At 49.8% G+C, this 267-nt stretch carries 1 protein-coding gene; it reads left to right on the top strand.

Features of this window, described 5'->3' with window-relative positions:
* Window positions 1-74: 74 nt before the first annotated feature.
* Window positions 75-267: M23 family metallopeptidase (locus J0695_RS46470; RefSeq protein ID WP_206970058.1), on the top strand; the 193-nt coding region annotated here is incomplete at its 3' end.

The following is a 267-nucleotide window of genomic DNA, read 5'->3' as shown; positions in this document are numbered from 1 at the left end:
GAAGTATACTAAGCTGTCTCCGAATAGGGGGCAATTTTACCGAAGATGCATGTAATAGGAGGATATGGAAAACCTTGAAGAAACTCAGACATCAAAACTTCCTGTTCGCGATCGCATGGCTTTCGGGATTGGCGCTTTTCGTCAATGCCCCGGGGGCGGAAGCCTCAGAGTGGATTGAACCGATTAAAGGAGAGATCACAGATCAATTCGGTACGAGAGGCGGAAAGCATAAGGGGCTTGACATCGCTGCTCCCGAAGGGGAAGCAG

The sequence above is a fragment of the Streptomyces beijiangensis genome (assembly GCF_017315755.1).
In the GTDB taxonomy this organism is placed as follows: Bacteria; Actinomycetota; Actinomycetes; order Streptomycetales; family Streptomycetaceae; genus Streptomyces; species Streptomyces beijiangensis.
The sequence above is the reverse complement of the archived record's forward strand: the minus strand, read 5'-3'. Positions and strand labels throughout refer to the sequence as shown.